This window comes from Candidatus Borkfalkia ceftriaxoniphila (genome assembly GCF_004134775.1).
In the GTDB taxonomy this organism is placed as follows: Bacteria; Bacillota; Clostridia; order Christensenellales; family Borkfalkiaceae; genus Borkfalkia; species Borkfalkia ceftriaxoniphila.
Genome location: NZ_SDOZ01000002.1, coordinates 1,396,141 through 1,412,080, shown reverse-complemented (window position 1 = coordinate 1,412,080; position 15,940 = coordinate 1,396,141). Strand labels below are relative to the sequence as shown.

Genomic DNA, 15,940 nt, shown 5'->3' with positions numbered 1-15,940 from the left:
CGCCGCTCGGGCGTTCCCTTTCGCTATAACAGATAGAAGACCGCGCCCAGTCCCCCCGCGCCGAGCATGACGAGTATCGGATTGACCTTATACTTTCTGAGAATGAAAAACGAAGACAGAAAGATAAAAAAGGAGATCAGATTGAGATCGACGACGCGCGGAGAAAAGCCGCCCTCGCCCCATAAGGCGAGCAACGTAATGGAGATCGCGGCGGGAGCGATAAGCCCCACCACGGCGGGGCGGAGCGTGCCGAGCATTCCCTGCACCAGCGTGAGTTTTCTGTATCTGAAATAGAGAAACGCCAAAAGACAGACGATGATGCCCGACGGCAAAATACAGCCGAGCGTGGCGAGCACCGCGCCGCCGAGTCCGCCCACGCGCATACCCACAAAAGTGGCGCTGTTAATGGCGATGGGACCGGGCGTCATTTCGGCGATGGTAATGAGGTCGGTAAAATCCGTCATGCTCAGCCAACCGTGCCCCTCGACCACGTAATCCTGTATGAGGGGAATGGCGGCGTATCCTCCGCCCACGCTGAACAAGCCCACCTGTACGAACACGAGAAATAGTTGCCAGTAGATCATTTTTTGGTTTCCCCCTTCGGCTTCTTTTCGCGGGCGCGCCGCACGAAAAAGACGGCGACGCTCCACAAGATACAGGCGAGAATGATATATACAACGTTGACTTTCAGAAAATACGTGAGCGAAAAGGAAAGCAGCATGATCACGATGGGCAGTATCTTTTTCCCCTTCGCCTCTCCGAGAAACATACTGACGACCACGTCGCAGATGACCGCCGCAACGCCCGCCTGCATGCCCGACAGCACCGCGTTCACCACTGCGTTCGTGCGGAACAGTTCGTAAAAAACGGACACGACGGCGATGATGGTCATGGGCGGAATGATCGTGCCCAGAATCGCCAAAAGAGAGCCGAACACGCCGCCGATCTTATAACCCAAAAGAATGGCGGCGTTGACGACGATGGCGCCCGGGGAAGACTGCGCGATGGCGGTCAGATCCATCATTTCCTTCTCTTCCAGCCATTTGAGATCGTCCACGAATTTTTTGCGCATCATGGGCACGATGACAAGGCCGCCGCCGAACGTAAACGAACTTAAATAAAGACAGGTAAAAAAGATGGTCGCGTATTTTTTTCTCTTTTCTTTCATGGTTGCTCCCGCAAAAAACATTACCCGTTTATTATACTACTTGACGAAACCTTTGTAAAATATTATAATGTTATCAAATTCATAATTCTTTTATTATATCGGAGAAAACATGACTCTGCGGCATCTGAAAATATTTACCGAAGTGTGCAGGACGGGCAGCATCACGCGCGCGGCGGAAAATTTATACATGGCACAGCCCGCGGTGAGCGTGGCGATCGCGGAACTGGAAAGAAATTACGGCATTCAATTGTTCGAGCGCATCAACAAACGCCTGGTCATCACGGAGATAGGCAGCCGTATGTACGACGAAGCAAGTCTGGTACTCAACGCCTTTTCCGCTTTCGAAGAACACGCAAAGCGCGAAAGCAGCCATGAAAAACTGCGGTTCGGCTCCTCGCTCACCGTCGGAAAATATATGATCCCGCGCATCGCGGCGGACATAACGCACGCCTTTCCCGACGTACAGATCTCCATCAAGATACATCAGACCAGACTCATCGAAGAGATGGTGCTGCGCGGCGAACTGGATTTCGCGCTCATCGAGAGCGGCGCTTCCGGCGAAGCGCTCACCGAGATCCCCTTTTATGAGGACCGCCTCGTCGCGGTATGCGCGAAAGATTATCCCGCCGCTGATGAATTGAGCGCAAAGGAACTTGCGGGGCACCGTTTTTTTCTGCGCGAAAAGGGCAGCGCCGCACGGGATTATTTCGATCAGTACTGCGCGCGGGAAAAGATACGGATCGAACCCGCCGTCGAATCGGTGAGCACGCAGGCGATCATTCAGTGTCTTACGGGGCTGGGCGGCATATCGATCTTGTCCTATCACATCGTCAAAGCGTTTCTAAGCGACGGCACGCTCAGACAGATACGCATCGAAAACGCCGATTTTACGCGCACGTACAACGTGATCATGCGCAACAACAAGCGGCTGACCGCCGCGCAAAAACAAATTTTACAACTCTGCCTCAAATCGGCGGAATTGTTCAAATAGGAGCGTTTTATGAGGTTCGTTTCATCGAAACAGGATAAAAATATCTATCGGGATTTTTCCGCGCTGTATAAGGAGGCATTTCCCAAAGAGGAGCGTGCGCCGCTGTTCTTTTTGAAAGCCAAGGCGAAAAAGAAAGTTTCCGATTGCTTCGGCATTTACGACGAAGATACTTTCGTCGGGCTTTTGAATTTAATATATCATAAAGACATCGTCTTCGTGTTTTATTTCGCGGTGCGCGGCGATTTGCGCGGCAAGGGATACGGGTCGCAAATCCTCGATGCCCTGAAAGAAAAATTTCCCGCGCGGCGGCTGATCCTGACCATCGAAGACCCCGACGCACCGTGCGAAAACAGAGAACAAAGACAAAAACGCAAGGCGTTCTATCAGAAAAATTGCTTTGCCGCGTGCGGCTATCCGATGATCGAAAAAGGCATTGCCTATCAGGCTCTGTCTTTCGGAGGGCAAGTGAGCGCAGACGAACTGCAAGCGCTTTTAAAAGCGTACATGGGCGGTTTTTGGTACCGCTTATATTACAAATTTTAAATTAAAAGCATACCCGCAAGGGTATGCCTTTTATTATAATAAATACAATAATTCGGAGAGCGAACGCACAGAAACGTCCGCCTCCGTCAGCTTTGCGCCCGAGTCGTCTAAAAGGACGGTAAACATGCCCGCCGCCCTGCCGCATTCGATATCCGTCTCCCGATCCCCCACCATGGCACACTCGCGCCTTATCAGACCGTATTTTCGCACAGCCTCGTCCAAAAGCCCCGTTTTCGGCTTGCGACAAGCGCAGCCGTCTTTTTTGTCGTGCGGGCAGATGAACCAATCATCCGCGCCCAGAAGAGAAAATTCACGGGCAAAATCGTAGCCGCCATCGGTACCCCGCGCGACACACGACTGATTGCTTGCGATAAAGACAAACATTCCGCGCGCTTTTAACGCGTCTATCGTCTTCTTCGCGTCGGGAAAAAGACGGAACGTCTGCGGATAGCGGACATCGTCCAGCGTACCCAGCGTGCCGTCGCGGTCAAAGAATACGCAGCGGATCACCGTAGGCTCCCGAAAGTAAATACGTAACTTCCCGACCCCACTTCGTGCTCTTTCCCGTCGGGCGTAACGACGAGGGCGGTCGTGTTCGGAGGGATCTTGACGCGCAAAACGCCCTCTTTATAGTCTGTTTCCGCACTGATCTCGCCGTACACGCTTTCATACGTACCTTTCACACGGTCGATCCCCTCCATATAGACGGGACTGACCTCGTCGCTCGCGGTCACGGTGCCGCGGCTGTAATCGTAATAACCCGCGCTGTAAACGGGGCAAATGCGTATCTTACGGTAGCCAGGCTCTATTTCTTCGATACCCGCGAGTCGGCGGTACAGCCATTCCGCCACCGAACCGTATGCACAGTGGTTGAAAGAATTCATGTCGCCGGGGTTGAAATCGCCGTTTTCCAGACGGCTGTTCCAGCGCTCCCACATGGTAGTGGCGCCGTGGCGGATGGGATACAGCCAACTGGGGTATTTATCGCGGCGCAGTATAAGATCGGTCAGCGACTGTCTGCCGTTGTCGGTAAGGGCGAAACAGATGAAAGGCGTGCCTAAAAATCCCGTCATGAAATGCCCGCGGCGTTTTATGTCCGCGGAGAGCCGCTCCACGAACGCTTGGCGGAAATTTTCGGGCACGATATCGAAACACAGCGCAATGACGTACGCCGTCTGCGTTTCAGAAACCATGCGCCCCGTGGCGGTGATATACTCGCGTTGCATGGCGGAAAGCAGGTTTTCATAGAGCGCGCGGTACTTTTTCTCGTCATCTGCCCTGCCTAGCACATGTGCCGCGTCGCATACGATGCGCGCGGAATTAAGGTAAAAGGCGTTGGCGAGAAAGTATTTGTCCGTACTGCCCGTGCGGTCGGAAAATTCGTCCATGTCCAGAGCGAGCCAGTCCCCGAACTGGAAATTGCTCTTCCACAGCCCGTCCCGGTCGGCGTGCGCCGCCACGTAATCCACCCATCCGCGCATACTCCCGAACTGTTCTTCCAGAATGCGCCTGTCGCCGTACACGCGGTACAATACCCAGGGAATGACCGCGGCGGCGTCGCTCCACGCGGCGGCGGCGGAATCCGTTTGCTCGAGCGGGTTCGGCACGATGTGCGGCACGCCGTATTCGGTGCTCTGCTCGTGCGCCACGTCTTTGAGCCATTTGCGGAAAAACAGGTAGGCGTTGAAATTGGTGCACGCCGTACGGCAATAGATCATGGCGTCCGCCGTCCAGCCCAGCCGCTCGTCGCGCTGGGGGCAGTCGGTGGGAAGATCCAAAAAGTTGCCGCGGTTGCTCCAAAACTGATTTTCGTACAGTTTGTTCATATCCTCGTCGGAAGTTTCCAGCCTCCCGCTGCGCGCCATATCGCTGTACATGGCGACCGCCCGAAAATCTTCAAGAGTTAAGCCGTCCGCGCCCTGCACTTCGCAGTAGCGGAAACCGTGAAAGGTGAACCGCGGCGCGTACGTCTGTTCTTTACCGCTCAGAATGAAAGTATCCGTCGCCTTGGCGGTGCGGAGATTGTCCGTATAGAGGTTGCCGTACCTGTCGAGCACTTCGGCAAAGCGGAGAACGACCTTTTGTCCCTTTTTGCCGCGCGCGCGAAATTCCACCCGTCCCGTGAGATTTTGACCGAAATCGAGAATGGTTTCGCCCTGCGGGGATTTCAGGATCTCTTTTACTTTCAAAATCTCGCGGCGGCGCACGGGTTCATTCAACTGCGAAACGAGAATGCCCGTATCGTGCGCATAGACGCGCGCGGGGCGCGTTTCTCCCTTTTCCGCACAAAAGTTCTGGCATTCGCCGTCGTACAGCGAAGATATGATACTGCTTTGACGTGACTGCCACGTTTCGTCGGTGACGATTTTTTCCGTAGTGCCGTCCTCGTAACAAACGTGTAGTTCCAGCCAGCCCGCCAGGCGGTCGCCGTACAGATTCTTTTTGCGCAGCCAGGTGAGTTCCCCCTTGTACCAGCCGTCGGCAAGCGTCATTTCCAACTCGTTGTGTTCCCGCAAAAGCGCCGTGACATCGTACGTCTGGTATTCGAGCGCATAGCGGTAACTCGTCCAATAGGGCGTGAAATACAGATCGCCGACGCGTTCGCCGTTGAGCATCAGATCGTACATGCCGAGCGCAGAGGCGTACAGGCGCGCGCCACGCACCTTTTTGCCGCAGGAAAAGCGCTTGCAGAGCACGGGGCATAGATTCTCTTCCTCGAACCCGTGGGTGACGAACTGTGCCTTGACAGGCGATATACGGGGCATCAGCCCCGTTTCGAAACAGGTTTCGGCGCTCGCCGTATCCCCGTGGTTGTCCTCGGCATGTACCTTTACGTCGTAGCGCGTGCAGGGCGCGAGCGGCGCGCCCGCATATATATGATAGAGCGTTTCGCCGCTTTCGGTCATGCCCGTGTCCCACACGGTATTCTCCCCTTGCCGGACGACGAGCCGCATTTTTTTCTGCACGACGTTCCTGCGGTCGGATTCGAGACGATAGGAAAACGCGGGGCGCTCCTCATCCAGCCCCAAAGGCTCGATTCTGTGTTCTACGGTGAAATGTTGAATTTTCAGCATACAAGTCTTCCTTTTCGAAGGCGGGGAAAGCGTCGCTTTCCCCGCCCGTTTTATTTATACGATTTGATTTACGGATATATTATCGAACAGGATATCGTAGTCGACGTTCTGCCACGAATCCGCTTCCAGCCGCACGCAGCCTTCGTGTCCTGAGGGCGTGTAGACGAATTCGAATTTTACCGTGTAGACGCCGTTTTCTCCGCCCGTAACGGTAACGCCGACATCCTCTGTGACGGTGAGCGCGCCCGTCGTCACATCGAAGTAGAACTTGCCGTCGTGATCGGTGCCGTGCAGGATAAAGTTGACCGCGGCCGCGGGCGCGTCCTTGGTGCCGTGCGCGTACTGTCCGAGAAGTTTTACGTCGAATTGCAGCGCGTATCTGACGCCCGCGCGGAATTCGGTGATCGTAGCGGGCCACATGTTGACCGAAAGCCACTGCGAAGCCGCGGGCGCAAATGTCATGAAGTTGCCGCCCGTCGCCGTAAGTTGCCAGGACTTGCCCTCGATGCCGTTTTCGACCGCGCCGTTCTGCGTAGAGGTCAGAATGTCCGCCGCCATAAAGCCCGGATCCGTTTCGCGCTCGAAGTCGATATCCTGTAACAGCGTGGAAAGAAGTATGAACGTTTCCTCGGCGTCGTCGCTCTTGGTGGCGACGATCTCCGCAGAGCCGACGATCGTTTCCGCAAACGCGCCGCGGATTATGAGTTTGCCGTCTTCCAGTGCGTATTGACCGGCGGCGAGCGCCACTCCGTTCGCCTTGACTTCTTTCACTTCTTCAAACGTCACGTTGTAGGAAACGTCGCGCATCGAACCGTGCTCGTAGAGCGCGGAAGTCGCCAGAGGCACCGCGTAAACGACGACCTTATCAAAGAGAATATCGTACGAATATTCGTTATACTGCTGCGCCTCGATGCGCACGCATCCTTCTTCGCCCGAAAGTCCCTCTAACATATACGTGAATCGGAAAGATACGGTATATACGCCGTTACCGCGGTCGACGAACGTGACGCCCTTGTCCGCTTCGGGCACAAACGTCTTGTTCTCGTCGAAATGGAAAGACGCGAGGACAGAAGTGCCGTGGAGAATAAAGTTGACGAACGACGCTTCTCCCTCAAGTTTGGTCTGGGAATTGAGTTTTACGTCGAATTGCAGGCAATAGAGCGTGTTATCCACGAAGGGAGCCTCATACGAACCGTAACTCCACGCCGCGCCCGCCGCCTTCATCGCCATAAAATTGCCGCCCGTGGCGGAGAGGTTCCACGCCTTACCGTCCCAGCCGTCGGCGATCTCGTTTTTCGCGGGCGCGATCGCCCCGACGATGCCCGAACTCAGGATATCCGATTCGCCGAACCCGATATTGACCGCTGCGTTGGAGGTGATGAAAAAAGCGTGCGTTTCCGCCTCGTCTTTACCGTCCACCAGCCCCGCATTGTCCACGGTGAGCACGAAGTCGTTCTTCCCTTGCAGCGTGTCGAGATACGCCTGTTTGACGGTCAGTTTGTTCTCTGCAAGCACATACGCGGATTCGGGCACAAGTTCCTGCCCGTTTTTGACGGAAAGTACGGAGAATCCGCGGAAATTTACGTCGAAGGAGAGATCGCCGCTGCCGTAGAGATACTCGCGCTCGTTGTCCTCGTCGAACACGGTGGAAAGGGATTTGCCCAGTTTCACCTTGAAAGCGACCGTCTTGTCGTTTTCAAACGTCACGATAAACTGCGTGTCTTCGGTAAGTTTAGAAAGGTAGGAATTTTTAAGGATCACGCTCGACGCGAGCACCGAATAGTCTTCGGCGGAAAGCGTTTTGCCTCCCGCAGAAACGCTCTTGACTTTGGAAAGCCCGAATTCGCCGTCGAACCACAGATCGCTCTCCTGTCCTTTGGAAAAAGTCTTTTCCCCGTCGCGTTCGTCGAGAACGGGGGGGCGGTCTTCCGCTTCCAGAAGCACGATATTGTCGAACAAGAGGTCGAACAGCACCGCGTCGGAACCGTCACGATAGCCCGTGTACATATAGGTGAACTGTCCCGCGGCGGGCGCGTCGAAGTAAATTTTCACGCTCCACACGCCGTTTGCGTCGCAACTCGCCACGCCACCGTCCACCGTGTTATTGAGGTAATTCAGATTGAACAGCGCAGTGTTGGAAAGACTCATGCCCACGAATCCTTCGGGATTTCCTTCGCCCGTCCAGTTGTTTTTGAACTGGAAGGACAGGCAGTAGGTCTTGCCTGCCTCGAACGCAGTCTGCAAACCGTAATTATAGTTTTCCACATAGAAGATCATCAGATTGCCGCCGTTGCCCTTCCAATGCAGCGCCCTCGTGCCGTTCCAGCCCGCGGCGGTCGTCGTCGCGTTGCGGTATTCGTTGTAGAATGAAGGAATATTATCGTCGTCGAAGTTGGCGGCGAACAGGCAGTCGGAAGTCACTTTGAATTTATACGACTGGTTGTTGGAAAGATTGACGGTGATCTCCGTTTCACCGTACAGCGTATCCAGAAACGCCGTCTTGACCGCAAATTTTTTCGCCGCGCCGTCGTACGAATAATCGGCAGAGGCAAGTTTGCGCCCGCCCGCAGTCACCGAGGACACCGTGGCGGTCGAAAAGTCCGCGTCGATTTCGAGATCCTTGCCCGAACCGTAAGCATAGCCGCGGTCGGACTCGTCGAAACTCGTCTTGACTTTGTTGGTAATATTGACGATAAATTCCGTTTCGCCCTTGTCGGTCACGAGCGTAAAGGTGTGTTCCTTCGTCTCCGCGTAGAGAAGGTACGATTCGAAAATCGTCAGTTTGTTTTCCTTTTCCTCGAAGAGGTATTCCGTCGGATCGACGACCGCGCCGTCGTCCTTGACGCGCGTGAGTTTGCCGCCGTTCAGATCGACGGTAAATTCCAGATCGCCGCCCGCGCCGATATCGTATTCCGCTTTGGAGGGCGTCACTTTCGGCCCGCCGCCCCCGCAAGAGGCGAGCGCGAACGCCGCCGAAAGCGAGAAGAGCGCCAAGATAAACACTAAAAGTTTGTTTCTCATATTCCTGTCCCCTTATAAAATTTTTATTTGAGTAAGCCCGCGGCCCTGAACTGCTGCTCCGCCGTCCTCTTCGCCGTTTCCCCGCCGTATTGCAGCCAGGTATTGCGGAATTCCTCGTACGAGCGGGAAGCCGTGCCCAGAATATACGTCGTTTCGAACTCGTTCAAAAGGTCGGTGAGTTTGCTCTCTATGCGCGAACTGATGTTCACCATTTCGCCGTAGTTGAAATTGGGATTTTTCAGATTGTATTCCAGCGCGCCGTTATAGAGATCGATATAGTCGTACGCGCTCTGTCCGTAACTGGTCGCGCCCAGATACTCTACAACTTTGTCGTTGGTCGTCGCCATGGGCACGCCGTAATCCCAGGTCGCGCCGTTGGTCGGGCGTGCGTGGTTCTGCGGGTTCTTCTGATAATAATAAGTGATGAATCCCGTATCTTTGCCGTCTCTTAAAACGGGTTCCATCTCCTTGCCCTCTCCGATCTCGTAATTGTCCACGTCCACGCCCCAGCGTATCTTCATATACGTACTCTCGTTGCGCTCCGCCTCGTCTTCGGGATATAGCATATCGTTCAGGAATTGCAGCACGGAGGCGAATTTTTCTTCGTTTTCCGTCAGTTTTTTGTTGATGACGAAATAGTACTGGAAAGTTTCCTGCGTCACGCCGCCGCGCGTCACGCCCGCCGTATCCGTAGGCATGGGCATATTCATCCAGATATTCGTCTGGCTCTCGTCGTTGTTATTATAAAAGATCTGTTCGGTGGCGATAGCGGGCGTATAATAGTCGATGCCGATATGCCCGTTGTGCAAAAGCGTCTTTTTCTGCGTCCAGTCCTGCAACAGGAAGTTGGGATCGATATAATCCTTCTCGTACAGCGTACGGCAGAACTTCAAAAACTTTTCGTGCGTGCCGTCCAGAATGGGATGACTCACCTCACCGTCTTTGACGTACCAGTCGTCGTAATCGCCGAACATGAACTGGAAACGGTGGAGATCGCCGATATCCTTGCGGCTGCCCGCGGCGGTGAACAGATATTTTTCGTCGCCCGCCTTGGAATCTTTCTTCACGTTTTCCGCCATTGCGAGCAGTTCGTCCACCGTGGCGGGAATCTTGCCGTTCGCGTATTTTTCCACCCAATCCTTGCGGATCTTGTGCATCCACACAGGATCGTTCGCCTCGCGCGTAAGCGCGATGATATTGCCGTTTTCGGTCAGTTTCGCCTTGGCGGCGAGATTGTTTTCAAACAGAGCCTTATACTGCGGCAGCGAATCGAGATAAGGCGTGTAATCCTCGATGAAAAATCCCTGATTGTACAGGCTCTTCATCGCCGCGTAGTCCTGTGTCTCGAACATGACGATGTCGGGAAGGCGCGTCTTTGTCGAGGCAAAGCGTTTGGACACTTCGTTCGTAAAATCCGATGAAAGGGAAACACGGTAATCGAAATTGTATTTTTTGTCGATAAATTCCTTGTACGGATTATTTACGTAGGAATTTTCGATGGGCAGATTGTTCCACCCGCGGTAGAGTATTTCCACGATGTCGTCGGTCGCCGTCTGCGAATTTCCGCGGCCGCCGCAGCCCGCCAAAACGCTTCCCGCCAACAAGAGCGACAATAGCACTACCAAACATTTTTGAATCAGTTTCATCATCTTCTCCTTTTATTTTTTATCCCTTGACCGCTCCGACGTACACGCCCTTTGTAAAGTATTTCTGAAAGAAAGGGTATACGCAGAGGATAGGAACGATACCGATCACGGCGACCGCCATTTTCTGTGTTTCCACGTTTAAGAGGGTCGCCTGCCCCGAATCGGGCTTTTGTTCCGCAAACACGCGCTGCAAAAAGAGTTGCAGAGGCGTGAGCGACGCGTTGGACGAATCGATATACATCGACGCGTCGAACCAGGAATTCCACTGCCCCACCGCCGAAAAGAGCAGTATGACCGCCACCGTGGGCATATTCATGGGTAACAGAATGGACCACAATATGCGCAGCGGCGACGCGCCGTCCACCATGGCGGACTCCTCTATCTCGGGGGGAACGCCCTGGAACGTCTGGCGGAACACGAGCGCGTTCCAGCCGCCCAGCATGGAGGGAATAACGAATACCCAGAAGGTGTTCAAAAGCCCCATCTGCTCGATGACGAGATAACTCGGGATCAACCCTCCGTAATAGATGAGGGTGATAAAGAGCAGCACAGACAGCGGCTTTTTTCCGAAAAAGTCATTTCGGGAGAGCGCATAGCCCGTCAAAGCGCAGGTGACGACGGAAAGGACCGCGCCCACAACCGTCCTCGCGACGCTCACGCCCAAAGACTGGTACAACTGGTGCTGGGACAGTACGAATTTATACGCTTCCAGCGTGGGGCGGTGCGGCACCAGAAACACGCCGCCGCGCGCCTGCCATTCGGAAACACTCATCAGCGAGGCGCTCAAAACGTATACGAGCGGATATAGGCATACGAGCGAAAGCAGAAAAATAAAGACGTATAAAAAAATCTGATAATACCGCTCTGCGTTCCAGCGCTCGCGGCGCATGGCGCGTTTTATTTTCGATAAAAGGCCTACCCTGTTGTTTTCCATGTTTTCCCCCTTACCAGATGCTGATCTTCGCATATTTCGTGGACAGTTTGTTGGAGATGAGCACGAGGATCATGCCGATGGTCGCCTGCAAAAACGAGAGAGCCGCCGCCACGCTGAACTGGTCGGGATTTCTCAGTCCCTCGCGGTACATCCACGTGCCGATGGTATCCGCTTTCGACCAGGTCGCGGGCGAGTAAAAGAGCAGGATCTGTTCGGTATTGCCGCCGTTCAAAATGCCGCCGAGAGCCAGAACGAGCAGAAACACTGTGATGTTTTTGATGCCCGGGAGGGTGATCACGAAAGTGCGGCGGATGGGGCCGCAGCCGTCGAGTTTGGCAACGTCGTAGAGCGTCACGTCGATCGAAAGCATGGCGGCAAGGTAAATGATGGTGCCCCAGCCCACCTGTTTCCAGATATAGGTGACGACGAGAATGGTGCGGATATAATTGGCGTTCAAAAGAAAATCCACGCGTTTGCCGCCAAGGCCCGTGATGATGGAATTGAGGATACCCGTGTTGGACAACAAGCCGTAACAGATACCGTACACGATGACCCAGGAAAAAAAGTAAGGTATGTAGACGATGGTCTGCGAAACCTTTCTCAGCTTACTCGACGAAAGATCGAACAGCATAACCGCCAGAACCAGCGACGGAAAAAATCCCGCGATGAAATAATAAAAACTGATGACGAGCGTGTTGGTGATCAGTCTGCCGATTTCGGGAAGTTCTGTAAACAGCGACTTAAAATTGGCAAACCACACCCAATCGCTGCCGAAAATACCGTCGATGAGCCTGTAATCGGTAAACGACATGATAAATTGCAGCAGCATCGGTCCGTACGCGAAAACGATAAGCGAGACCACGCCGGGCAATATCAGTAAATAGATCAGCCAATATTTTTGAAAACTGACAGTCACCCGCTTTTTGAGCGGCGGTTCGGAAAGCGCGTATTCCAAACCGTCACTGCCGAAGAACTTCTTGTGTTGTTTCATTCGCTCCTATCCCCCTGATTTCCATAAAATCGCGAATATAATGGATGGTACCGAGCAGCACCTGCTTTCCGGCCTGATCGGAAAAGGCGACTTTCACGCCGTATTGCCCGATCTTCTGAAAGGCGGCGGCATTTCTGAACGGCTCCGCCTCGGCGACGCCCCCGCCGATAACGACGAGTTCGGGATCGAGGATTTTTTGAATGTCCACGACCGCCTCCGCGATATACCCCGCAACGTTTTCGTAAATGCTCACAGCCGCCTCGTCGCCGATGTTCGCAAGTTCCGCAATGTCCACGCCGCTCAAACGCTTGCCCGTACGGCGAAAATATTCGCTTTCCACCGCCGTGCCCGAGGCGTACAGTTCCAGACAGTCCTCACGTCCGCACCCGCATTTGAGATGCCTGCCGCCGGCGTACAGATGCCCGAATTCCGCGGCGTTGCCCTGCCCGTTGTACAGTTTTCCGTCCACGATGATGCCCCCGCCGATGCCCGTGCTGATGCTCATATACGCCATGTTTTTGCAGTTTCTCACGACGTATTCGCCGTAAGCGCCCGCGTTGCAGTCGTTGAGCAGGGCGAACTCCACACCGAATTTTTCCGAAAACAACCGGCGCACGGGCACGTTGTACCAGCCCAGCGTGGTGGTATTGTTGACCACGCCGCGGGAAACGTCCAGCGGCCCGGGGCAGGCGATGCCCGCCCCCGCCACGGGATATTCCTCAAACAGGCGTCCCGCCATGCCGTACAGTTTATCGAGAAGTTTTTCGCACCCCTCGGAAGGCTCCGTCAGAATTTTACCGTGATAAATTTCGTTGTACGCCTCGTCGTAAAGTCCGATAGCCGTTTTGGTGCCGCCGATGTCCGCGGCGAAATAATATTTCATAGAACGTTCCTTAACTTCGTGGTCAGACCGTAGAGGTTGAAACAGTAAACGTAGCGGTCGATGCTGTCCTTGATCTTCTTGACGACGTAGGTATGACCGTTTAAACCGAGCGCGGAAAGGTTTCCGTACAGTTTGGAAAGCGCCTCTTTCACTTCCGGCTCGTTGAGCGTATAATGACCGCACATTTTCGTGATGAGCGCTACATCCTCCGCATTTGCGGCGATCTCCTTTACGCTCGCTTCCCGTTTTCCGCCCACCATCCACTTGCGCCAGCGTTCTCCGCCGATCGCGTATTTCGACACGATCGCTTTCACGTTCGAGCGTTTTTTCTCCTCGGTAAATTTCTCTTCCGTCGCGCACAGTTCCAAGAGCGCTTCGGTCTCCACCAACCCGAATTCGGGCGCCACGTTCATCGCCGTCACGCCGATGATCGGGTGTTCTAAAAGAATTTCGTTGGAAAGATAATCCCCGTTGTGCTCTTTCAGCCCCGTGCCGTATTTTTCCACGATGCGGCCCAGCGCGCCCGCCGTAGCCCTGTCGTAACTTCCCACGTTCGACGTCAGCCGCGTCAGCGTACCCGTCTGCCCCACCACGAAAAGCGGCATGGGTAAGTTCCGCTCGCTCAGTTTCGCTTTCAGTTCGCGAATAAATCCCTCGAACGCTTCCGCGCTGATCAGTCCGCCCATCGTTTCTTCCGTGCCGACTTCGTACGCGACGCCCTCAATGCCCAACTCCTTTCTCTTTGCTTCCACCGTTTCGATGAGTTCCAGCGTGCGGTGCAATACCAGATCGAGCGGCACGACCTTGCCGCAAAACGGATCTTTCGTCGGGTCGATATGCAAAAGGTGAAACCCGCTCTCGATATCCTCTATGTACGAGCGTTTGGCGATCTTCATCGCTTCGTTTACGGGCAGACGGCCGGCGCGTTCCTTGTCACGCTGCCACGGTCCGCCGTGGTCGCGGCAAAAATAGCAGAGGTTGTCGTAACCTATTTCCTCGGCGATCTCGTTTGTCTTTGCCACAAATCGTTTCTGATCGAATCCGCACACATACCCGCCGCCGAATTCGTCCCCGTCCACTTGATTGCGGCTCGCTATGAGGATAAGCGGAAAGTCTTTTTCTTTGGAAAGTTCCAGCGCCGCGCGCAGTAAATTTTCCGACATGGGGCCGATGCCCAGATGCGTGAACCGCTGTCCCTGTTTTTTCAGTTTCTCCGACGCGCGCATCATCTGCGTTATGGTCATATCGTTTTTCATCTTTTCGCCTCCTGCAAATGATCTTTGTACCGTATCTTTTCGATCGCGCCGATGCCCAGCCAGGCGTTCAGTTCCGCGACCTCGTCGCAATAATCGCCCTTCGCGACGGGGTAATGGTGTTCGAATCCCGAAGCGAGGATCGTGTTGGTAAAATCGAGCGCGGATATCTTTTCGCCATTCATTTTCAGCCCGCCCAGCCAGCCTCGGCTGCCGCAGAAACTCGGTTTGCCCTTGCCCATGAATTTTCCGCCCAGATTCAGATATTTTTCCATATCCCCGCTGAAACGGAAGACGGTCGCCTCCGTTTCGTCAAACTCCATGTCCCGCGCAACGCCCACGCCGTTGATCTTGCCTTTCTCGTGCGCCATGCCGCTGTAATTCTCGCCCAGGGTGTACCCGTTCTTTTGGCAGAACTTTTTCGTCGCGGGCCCGCAGTGCCATAAGAGCACGCTCTCGTCCGTTTCGTCGAACGCGGAAAAGTCCATCAGCGCCGTGCTTTCCCCGCTCATCTCCTGCAACGCGAGCATGGAAATCGCGCTCATCAGATCGCCTTCGCACGCCGCTACGATCTTATCGTCGTTCAGCATGCCCAGGACCGAACAAACCGAATAGCGGTAATCATCCTGAAACTTCGGCCAGCAGGAAACCGCCAGGGCGTCGTAGCCGTGTTCTGCCGCGAACTTTTTATATGCCAGATATATTTTCAGGCTCAGCGAGTATAATTTTTCCGCGTTTTTCGTTTTGGGAATCGCATCCTCGCCCAGACTTTGCGCGCAGTTTTTCACTTCTTCGTCGGATATCTTATCCGCGATCGCGATGATCTCCGAATACTCGTGCAGGCGGTTGATATAGATGCCGTCCAGTTTGGAAAACGCCGTACGCTCGTCGAAATACAGATCGTTGAACCCGGGCGCAAACCCGCCGATGAGCGCGACGCGCGACGAGCGCAGTTTTTTCAGCGCGCGCAGGGCGCGCACGGTCACCGCAAGGCGGCGCTTGAAACGCGCGTCGTCCGCAAAGCCGTAAAACCACTTGCTTTTGATGCCGTAATCGCGCAGATAGTGCGCGTTGATACCCTGAAACATATTCGCCGAACAAAAAGAATTGTACGGCACGGGCCCGCTCGCCGCCCCTTCGGGGACAGCCCAGAGTCCCACCCTCGCGCCGCGTATCCGATACAACGCCGATACCAGATGCCCCGCCGAGTACGACACGTTGAGAATGAGCAGAAAGTCAACTTTCTCCTCTTCCAGCGCCCGTCGCGCGGCAAGCGCCTCTTCCTCCGTGACGACGAGTTTCTCGTACGCGTACAGTTCGAAGCCCATTTCGCTTGCGTTTTTCCGCATTTGTTCCCGCATTCTTCCGTACAGGTTCTCTTTCTCTCCGGGAAAACTCAGTTGATGCGTTCCCACCATTCCGATTTTGATCATATG

13 protein-coding genes are annotated in these 15,940 nt (G+C 54.4%); 2 read left to right on the top strand and 11 right to left on the bottom strand.

The annotated features are described in order from the left end of the window. Positions 1-23: 23 nt before the first annotated feature. Together ESZ91_RS06575 and ESZ91_RS06570 are read right to left on the bottom strand one after the other, a co-directional pair. The gene (locus ESZ91_RS06575; RefSeq protein ID WP_129225360.1) at positions 24-584 is read right to left on the bottom strand and encodes a chromate transporter; all 561 of its coding nucleotides are present in this window, start codon (positions 582-584) and stop codon (positions 24-26) included. Beyond that, a complete protein-coding gene (locus ESZ91_RS06570) occupies positions 581-1,168 on the bottom strand; it encodes a chromate transporter (RefSeq protein WP_129225358.1) in 588 nt (195 codons plus the stop codon). The genes ESZ91_RS06575 and ESZ91_RS06570 overlap by 4 nt, the downstream gene beginning before the upstream one ends. A 109-nt stretch (positions 1,169-1,277) precedes the next feature. On the opposite strand from ESZ91_RS06570, the gene ESZ91_RS06565 reads away from it, so the two are divergent. Together ESZ91_RS06565 and ESZ91_RS06560 are read left to right on the top strand one after the other, a co-directional pair. Beyond that, positions 1,278-2,159, top strand: a complete 882-nt coding sequence (locus tag ESZ91_RS06565) for a LysR family transcriptional regulator (RefSeq protein WP_129225356.1) — start codon at positions 1,278-1,280, stop codon at positions 2,157-2,159. Between the two features lie 9 nt (positions 2,160-2,168). Then, positions 2,169-2,702 (top strand): GNAT family N-acetyltransferase, encoded by a 534-nt coding sequence (locus ESZ91_RS06560; protein ID WP_129225354.1) that lies wholly within the window; start codon positions 2,169-2,171, stop codon positions 2,700-2,702. A 33-nt stretch (positions 2,703-2,735) separates the two neighbouring features. Here ESZ91_RS06560 and ESZ91_RS06555 read toward each other — a convergent pair whose 3' ends face one another. Genes ESZ91_RS06555 through ESZ91_RS06515 form a run of 9 tightly spaced genes read right to left on the bottom strand, consistent with a single transcriptional unit; the run spans position 2,736 to position 15,937 of the window. Further along, positions 2,736-3,212: an HAD-IIIA family hydrolase gene (locus ESZ91_RS06555; RefSeq protein ID WP_161971088.1), complete on the bottom strand. Its 477-nt coding sequence runs from the start codon at positions 3,210-3,212 to the stop codon at positions 2,736-2,738. Beyond that, positions 3,209-5,776 (bottom strand): alpha-L-rhamnosidase, encoded by a 2,568-nt coding sequence (locus tag ESZ91_RS06550; protein ID WP_129225350.1) that lies wholly within the window; start codon positions 5,774-5,776, stop codon positions 3,209-3,211. Before ESZ91_RS06550 ends, ESZ91_RS06555 begins: the two co-directional genes overlap by 4 nt. Before the next feature lie 54 nt (positions 5,777-5,830). Next, positions 5,831-8,797, bottom strand: a complete 2,967-nt coding sequence (locus ESZ91_RS06545) for a hypothetical protein (RefSeq protein ID WP_129225348.1) — start codon at positions 8,795-8,797, stop codon at positions 5,831-5,833. A 23-nt stretch (positions 8,798-8,820) separates the two neighbouring features. Then, positions 8,821-10,446: a type 2 periplasmic-binding domain-containing protein gene (locus ESZ91_RS06540; RefSeq protein ID WP_161971087.1), complete on the bottom strand. Its 1,626-nt coding sequence runs from the start codon at positions 10,444-10,446 to the stop codon at positions 8,821-8,823. Positions 10,447-10,462: 16 nt separating this feature from the next. Continuing rightward, complete coding sequence (locus ESZ91_RS06535) at positions 10,463-11,377, bottom strand: carbohydrate ABC transporter permease (RefSeq protein ID WP_161971086.1); 915 nt, start codon at positions 11,375-11,377, stop codon at positions 10,463-10,465. A gap of 10 nt (positions 11,378-11,387) precedes the next feature. Then, the gene (locus ESZ91_RS06530) at positions 11,388-12,368 is read right to left on the bottom strand and encodes an ABC transporter permease subunit (RefSeq protein ID WP_129225342.1); all 981 of its coding nucleotides are present in this window, start codon (positions 12,366-12,368) and stop codon (positions 11,388-11,390) included. Then, positions 12,337-13,251 (bottom strand): ROK family protein, encoded by a 915-nt coding sequence (locus ESZ91_RS06525; protein ID WP_129225340.1) that lies wholly within the window; start codon positions 13,249-13,251, stop codon positions 12,337-12,339. Before ESZ91_RS06525 ends, ESZ91_RS06530 begins: the two co-directional genes overlap by 32 nt. Continuing rightward, the gene (locus tag ESZ91_RS06520) at positions 13,248-14,507 is read right to left on the bottom strand and encodes a class II D-tagatose-bisphosphate aldolase non-catalytic subunit (RefSeq protein ID WP_129225338.1); all 1,260 of its coding nucleotides are present in this window, start codon (positions 14,505-14,507) and stop codon (positions 13,248-13,250) included. Before ESZ91_RS06520 ends, ESZ91_RS06525 begins: the two co-directional genes overlap by 4 nt. Next, positions 14,504-15,937 (bottom strand): hypothetical protein, encoded by a 1,434-nt coding sequence (locus tag ESZ91_RS06515; RefSeq protein ID WP_129225336.1) that lies wholly within the window; start codon positions 15,935-15,937, stop codon positions 14,504-14,506. Before ESZ91_RS06515 ends, ESZ91_RS06520 begins: the two co-directional genes overlap by 4 nt. Between the last annotated feature and the right edge of the window lie 3 nt (positions 15,938-15,940).